This window comes from Mycobacterium sp. (assembly GCF_044342925.1).
GTDB lineage: Bacteria > Actinomycetota > Actinomycetes > Mycobacteriales > Mycobacteriaceae > Mycobacterium.
Map to the genome: position 1 here is coordinate 1 of NZ_JBIIOV010000169.1, position 6,997 is coordinate 6,997.

Annotated in this window: 4 protein-coding genes and 1 riboswitch; of the genes, 1 reads left to right on the top strand and 3 read right to left on the bottom strand. The window is 70.7% G+C overall.

The window, feature by feature from the left end; all coding sequences use genetic code 11:
• Positions 1 to 15: 15 nt before the first annotated feature.
• Positions 16 to 113: riboswitch (glycine riboswitch) on the top strand.
• A gap of 164 nt (positions 114 to 277) precedes the next feature.
• The gene (gcvP, locus tag ADBZ6I_RS14815; RefSeq protein WP_526385126.1) at positions 278 to 3,121 is read left to right on the top strand and encodes an aminomethyl-transferring glycine dehydrogenase; all 2,844 of its coding nucleotides are present in this window, start codon (positions 278 to 280) and stop codon (positions 3,119 to 3,121) included.
• A 19-nt stretch (positions 3,122 to 3,140) separates the two neighbouring features.
• Here gcvP and ADBZ6I_RS14820 read toward each other — a convergent pair whose 3' ends face one another.
• The 3 genes from ADBZ6I_RS14820 to ADBZ6I_RS14830 all read right to left on the bottom strand — a co-directional run.
• The gene (locus ADBZ6I_RS14820) at positions 3,141 to 4,148 is read right to left on the bottom strand and encodes an endonuclease/exonuclease/phosphatase family protein (RefSeq protein ID WP_526385128.1); all 1,008 of its coding nucleotides are present in this window, start codon (positions 4,146 to 4,148) and stop codon (positions 3,141 to 3,143) included.
• 1 nt (position 4,149) lies between these two features.
• On the bottom strand, positions 4,150 to 5,937 hold the full coding sequence (locus tag ADBZ6I_RS14825; RefSeq protein ID WP_526385130.1) for a vWA domain-containing protein: 1,788 nt from the start codon (positions 5,935 to 5,937) through the stop codon (positions 4,150 to 4,152).
• A 6-nt stretch (positions 5,938 to 5,943) separates the two neighbouring features.
• A partial coding sequence (locus ADBZ6I_RS14830; RefSeq protein ID WP_526385132.1) for a malate synthase G occupies positions 5,944 to 6,997 on the bottom strand: 1,054 nt, incomplete at its 5' end.

Below are 6,997 nucleotides of genomic sequence, written 5' to 3' on the forward strand. Positions count from 1 at the left end.
TCGGCGGTGCATCAACGTCCACGTGCGGGAGAGTTCCGCGGCAGCCAGCCGCGGACGCCGAAGGAGCAACACCTCTCCGTCAACCTCTCAGGCCCCCGGACCGCGCTCGGGACACGATGCCTCTGGAAAGTGGTGGCTGCCAACCGACGTCGGCAAAGGCCACCCGCCCATGGGGAAAGGCGCCCGCGCCGAATCTCTCAGGCACCCACGACAGAGGGAGAGGACGCATACCGGCTACATCCGCCCGACTCGTCCGCCCGAATCAGGAGTGCCTGAAGTGTCTGATTTCGACCCCACCGCTTTCGTTTCCCGCCACATCGCGCCCGACTCGGACGCCGTGGCCACCATGCTCGGTGTCATCGGCGTGGCATCCCTGGACGAACTGGCCGCTAAAGCGCTGCCGGCCGGGATTCTGGACGGCCTGACCGATCAGGGCACCGCGCCCGGTCTGGAATCGCTGCCTGCGCCCGCCACCGAGCATCAGACATTGGCCGAACTGCGCGCCATGGCCGACGCCAATACGGTCGCCGTCTCGATGATCGGGCAGGGCTACTACGACACGCTGACCCCGCCGGTGCTGCTGCGCAACATCATGGAGAACCCGGCCTGGTACACCGCGTACACCCCGTACCAGCCGGAGATCAGCCAGGGCCGGTTGGAGGCGCTGCTGAACTTCCAGACGATGATCGCCGACCTGACCGGCATGGACATCGCCAACGCCTCGATGCTCGACGAGGGCACCGCGGCCGGTGAAGCCATGACGCTGATGCACCGCGCCAGCCGCGGATCGTCGAACCGGCTGGCCGTGGACGCCGATCTGTTCGCCGCCACCGCCGCCATCCTGGCCACCCGTGCTGAGCCGCTGGGCATCGAGATCGTGACCGCCAACCTGCACGGCGGCCTGCCCGACGGAGAGTTCTTCGGCGTCATCGCGCAGGTGCCCGGCGCCAGCGGGCGGGTCACCGACTGGTCCAAGCTGGTCGAGCAGGCCCACGAACGCGGCGCCCTGGTGGCATTGGGTGCCGACCTGCTGGCACTGACCCTGATCACCCCGCCCGGGGAGATCGGCGCCGATGTCGCCTTCGGCACCGCCCAGCGCTTCGGTGTGCCGATGGGCTTCGGCGGCCCGCACGCCGGATACCTTGCGGTGCACACCGCCCATGCCCGCCAGCTGCCCGGCCGGCTGGTCGGGGTGTCGGTGGACAGTGATGGCGCGCCGGCGTACCGATTGTCCCTGCAGACCCGTGAGCAGCACATCCGCCGGGACAAGGCGACCTCGAACATCTGCACCGCCCAGGTGCTGCTGGCCGTGATGGCGGCGATGTACGCCAGCTACCACGGCCCCGACGGCCTGACCGCGATCGCGCGCCGTATCCACGGCCACGCCCGCGCCGTCGCGGCGGGGCTCAGCGCCGCTGGCGTCGACGTGGTGCACGACCGTTTCTTCGACACGGTGCTGGCCCATGTCCCGGGCCGGGCGGCCGCCGTCCAGGCCGCCGCCAAGGAGCGTGGCATCAACATCTGGCGCGTCGATGCCGACCACGTGTCGGTGGCCTGCGACGAGGCGACCACCGACGAGCACGTGGCCCTGGTGCTGGAGGCGTTCGAGGCGCGCCCGGTGGGTGACTACACCGGACCCGAGATCGCCGATCGCACAAGCGAATTCCTCACCCACCCGGCTTTCCGCAACTACCGCACCGAGACGGCGATGATGCGCTACCTGCGCTCGCTGGCCGACAAGGACTTGGCGCTGGACCGGACCATGATCCCGCTGGGCTCATGCACCATGAAGCTCAATGCCGCCGCGGAGATGGAGGCCGTCACCTGGCCGGAGTTCGGCCGCCAGCACCCGTTCGCCCCGGCCGACGACGCCACCGGCTTGCGCCGGATGATCGCCGATCTCACCGAGTGGCTGACCGGCATCACCGGCTACGACGCAATCTCCCTGCAGCCCAACGCCGGATCCCAGGGCGAGTACGCCGGCCTGCTGGCGATCCGCGCCTACCACGCCGAGCGTGGCGAGTCCCACCGCAACATCTGTCTGATCCCGTCCAGTGCGCACGGCACCAACGCGGCGTCGGCGGCCATGGTCGGCATGAAGGTGGTGGTGATCGGCTGCCGGGAGAACGGTGACGTCGACCTCGACGAGCTGCGCGCCAAAGTCGCCGAGCACGGCGACCGGCTGGCCGCGTTGATGATCACCTACCCGTCCACCCACGGCGTCTACGAGCACGACATCGCCGATATCTGCGCCGCCGTCCACGAGGCCGGCGGACAGGTCTACGTCGACGGCGCCAACCTCAATGCGCTTGTGGGTCTTGCCCGTCCGGGCAAATTCGGCGGCGATGTCAGCCACCTGAATCTGCACAAGACGTTCTGCATCCCGCACGGCGGCGGCGGCCCCGGCGTGGGCCCGGTGGCGGTGCGGGAACACCTGGCGCCATTCCTGCCTGGCCACCCGCTGGCGCCGGAACTGCCGCACGGTCACGTGGTGTCCGCGGCGCCCTACGGGTCGGCGTCCATCCTGCCGATCACCTGGGCCTACATCCGGATGATGGGTGCGGCCGGGTTGCGCAAGGCCTCGCTGGTGGCGATCGCGTCGGCCAACTACATCGCCCGCCGCCTCGATGAGTACTACCCGGTGCTCTACACCGGCGAGAACGGCATGGTCGCCCACGAGTGCATCCTGGACCTGCGGCCGATCACCAAGGCCACCGGCGTCACGGTCGACGATGTGGCCAAGCGCTTGGCCGACTTCGGTTTCCACGCCCCCACCATGAGCTTCCCGGTGGCCGGCACCCTGATGGTCGAGCCCACCGAGAGCGAGAGCCTGGCCGAGGTGGACGCGTTCTGCGAGGCGATGATCGCCATCCGCGCCGAGATCGATCACGTCGGCTCGGGACAGTGGCCCGTCGACGACAATCCGCTGCGCAACGCCCCGCACACTGCCGCGTGTCTGCTCACCGAGAGCTGGGATCATCCCTACACCCGGGAGCAGGCGGCCTACCCGCTGGGCCAGGGATTTCGGCCGAAGGTGTGGCCGCCGGTGCGCCGTATCGACGGCGCCTTCGGCGACCGCAACCTGATCTGCTCGTGCCCGCCGGTGGAGGCATTCGCGTAGTTCTCGCGTTTTCTTCCCGTTACGAGCCGGCCAGCTGCACCTCTGCCACCAGCCCCAGGTGGTCGGAGCCGGGTATGGGTACGGTGCGCGCTGAGGTGGCCGACCCGTTATAGGTCAGCACGTGGTCGATGCCGATCAGCGCGGGGAACTGCGCGTCGCCCGGGTACGTGCGGACCAGTCCGGCGCCGGCCTGCTCAGCAGCATCGCGCACGCCCGGCCGCAGCGCGTGGCGAAAGGGCGCCATGTCGGTGGTGGCGTTGAAGTCGCCGCCGATGATGACCGGCCGGGCGCCCGCTCTGTCGACGATGGCCTGGACGGTTTCCGGCAGCATGTCCATGTCCCGGCGCCAGTCGGTGATCGGTTGCGGCCACGGACCGCTGATGTGGACGGTCCCCACGGTGGTCGCGGCGGGCACGCCGGGGATGTCGACGTCGGCCGTGACCACGCCGAGTTCATACTCCGGGATCCGGCTGGGCGAGCCCACCGGCCAGCGGCTCCAGATCGCCACGCCGCCGGCGCCGGGACGCGCATCGGTGACCTGGTGGGGGAAGTCGGAGCCCACCCCGGTCCGGGTCAGGCCGCGGACCTGCTCGGGGGTGATCTCCTGAAACAGCACGATGTCGGCGTGCTCACGCATGACGGCCGCCAGGGCGCCCGCGTCGGCACCGCCTTCGGAGACGTTGACGGTGAGCACCCGCACCGCGACGCTGTTCGGTGCGCTCGGTTCCGGGCCGGTGAACAAGGGCAGTTGAACCGCCGCCGCCGCGGCGGTGAGCCCAGCGGCGAGCACGGCGGTGCGGCGCCGGCGCAGGGAAATCAGGATCACCGTGGACACCGCGGCCGCGGCCATCAGGACCGGAGACAGCGATGCGAGAGTCAACACCGCATGGTTGGTCACCGGGACGAAACGGACCGCAAGGGCGCCGGCGGCGACGAGGATGCCCACCCAGGCCAGCGCGTAGGCCGCTGTGCAGAGGAATCCTGACGCGCGCCGGCCGGTCACCTCGAGCGGCTCAGCCGATCCCAAGCTAGGACAGGGTCCGAGCGAGCGCGGCCAGCAGGTCGGGGGAGTCCGCCGCCGGCACGTTCTGGTAGACGCCGCCGGAGAGCTGGCTGACCGCCTCCCAGGTGGGCCGGTCCGGGTCGTCGCCGACGGTGATGACGTTGACTGCCACCGGCCGGCCACGGTCGAGCGCGGAGCGGATGAAGTCCTGCAGCCCCGGACCGTCGAGGGTGCGGTCGGTATGCGGGCCGCCGGTGATCACCAGTACCGAATTAGGTTGTCCGGGGCGGTAGTTGGCCAGCGCGTCGCCGTAGACCAGGCGCAGCGTGGTGAACGACACCCCGCCGCCGGTCGGGGACACACCGTCGAGTGCGCCGGCCAGGGCAGCGCTGCGCGGCGTGCCGCCCAGATCGTCGGACAGCGGCCCGGTCGACACCGCGATGCCGCTGTCGACGCCGGTGAAGGTCCACAACCCGACGGCCGCGCCGGGGGGCAGCGCGCCGATGCGGTTCTTCACCGCACCCGCCGCGGCGGCCTCGGCCTGGTTCAGCATCACCGTGGTGGTGGCCACGGCGGCCGGCGCCACCGTGGCGGCCACCGCCGCGCGCAGGGCGTCGTCACCGGCCGGCAGCGACGCCTCCAGCGCCGGGAAGTCGACCACGTCGTTGGCGGTGTTGGCGATCTCTGCGGAGCGGAAGCCCGCCTTGGCCAGTTCCTCCAACTGCTCGGGCTTGCGCATGAACCGGGCGAACTCGCTGGCGGCGGCTACCTGTTCCTCGCTCAGCCATTCTCCGGCCAGCAGCGCGGTGGGGTAGTCGGCGACCGCGGAGCGGCCGCTGGGCCGCCAGGCCGCGACGGTGTCCGCGGCGTTGTCCAGCCCGGAGCTGCGGGAGAACAGTTGCTGTTCGGTCATCAGCACGGCATGCACCGGGGCGCTCGCCGGGTCGCCCGATCCGGTCAGCGCCTGCCAGGCCTGATCGGCGGTGTTGTCCGGCAGCAGCGGCTGACCGGTGATCAGCGCACTGACCGCGCCCAGGCCGGCGGTCGGCGCAGTGTTCGGCGGGGCTGCCGCCGCGGCTACCGCCTCGGCGGCCAGGTAGGTGGCATCGGCCGACCCGGCGGTCGGCAGGGCCAGCCGCAGCCCGCCCCAACCGGCAAGGTCGCGGCCGTCGAGCACCGCGGGGTCGTTCTGCAGGGCCGGCAGCGCGGCCCAGCCGTCCTGACCCAGCGCCGTCTTCACCTGCGGCCGCACGGCCAGCAGCACCGGGGAATTGACCAGCGACCGCGCGTCGCTGACGATCTGCTTGCCCGCCGCGGCCTGCAGCCGTGCGGACTGGACGGAACTGGCCGGCAACCACAGCGCGGGACGCTCACCCAGCTCGGCCGGCCAGGTGCCGGTCAGGCCGCTCAGGACGGTGTCCGAATCCCCTTTGGTGACAGCCACTTTCACGCACTTGTCGCCGATCGGGGAGGCTTCGTCGTTGAAGCTGTCGGCGAAGGCGCTGACCGCCTCCGCGATCGACGGGTCGGCGACGACACCCACCGTCGCGGTGCCCTCCACGCAGATGCTCGCGGCATCGGAGGAACGGCGCGACAGCGCATCCCCGAAGAACCGCCACGCGATCACCCCGCCGACCAGCAGCACGACGGCGGTCAGGGCGGCGATCACCCCTCGGCTCACTTGGCGGGGGCCGCTGTCCTGGCGGCGACGCCGTCCCTGCCAGCCGCCGTCGGCGCGCGGGAAACGCCCCGAGGGGGGATTGCCATCGCCGGACTGAGCCGGCTCGTCGCCGGGGAAGCTGTGCCTGCCCATCTGCGGCTACAGCCCCAGGCTCGCTTTGAGCTCCCGGCGGCGCCGGTGCAGGATCGGCTCGGTGTAGCCGTTGGGCTGGGCCGTGCCGGACAGGATCAGCTCCTGCGCGGCCTGGAAGGCGATACTGCCGTCGGGGTCCGGGGCCATCGGAAGGTAGCTCGGGTCCCCGGCGTTCTGCTCGTCGACCACCGCGGCCATCCGCCGCAGGCTCGTCCGCACGTCGTCGGCGGTGATGACGCCGTGGTGCAACCAGTTGGCCAGCAGCTGGCTGGAGATGCGCAGCGTGGCCCGGTCCTCCATCAGCGCGACATCGTGGATGTCGGGCACCTTCGAGCAGCCCACGCCGGCGTCGATCCAGCGGACCACGTAGCCGAGGATCGACTGGCAGTTGTTGTCGACCTCCTCGTGGATCTCCTGCGGCGACCAGGCCAGATCGCGGCCGGCCAGCGGGATGGTGAGCAGTTGTTCGACGGTGCTGCGAGTCTTGCCGGCCAGTTCGGAGTGCACGCCGTAGACGTCGACGTAGTGGTAGTGCATGGCGTGCAGGGTGGCCGCCGTCGGCGAGGGCACCCAGGCGGTGGTGGCGCCGGCCTTGGGCTGGCCGATCTTGGTCTGAACCATGTCGGCCATCAGGTCGGTCATCGCCCACATGCCCTTGCCGATCTGGGCGCGACCGGAGAACCCGCATGCCAGGCCCACGTCGACGTTCTGGTCCTCGTAGGCCAGGATCCACGGCTGGGTCTTCATCGCGCCCTTGCGGATCATCGGGCCGGCTTCCATCGAGGTGTGGATCTCATCGCCGGTGCGGTCCAGGAATCCGGTGTTGATGAACACCACTCGGTCGGCGGCGGCCTTGACGCACGCCTTGAGGTTGAGGGTGGTGCGGCGCTCCTCGTCCATGATGCCGACCTTGATGGTGTTGGCCGGCAGGCCCAGCACGTCCTCCACCCGGCTGAACAGCTCGCAGGTGTAGGCCACCTCGTCGGGGCCGTGCATCTTGGGCTTGACGATGTAGATCGAGCCGGTGCGGCTGTTCTGCCCGCCGAGTCCGTGCAGCGCG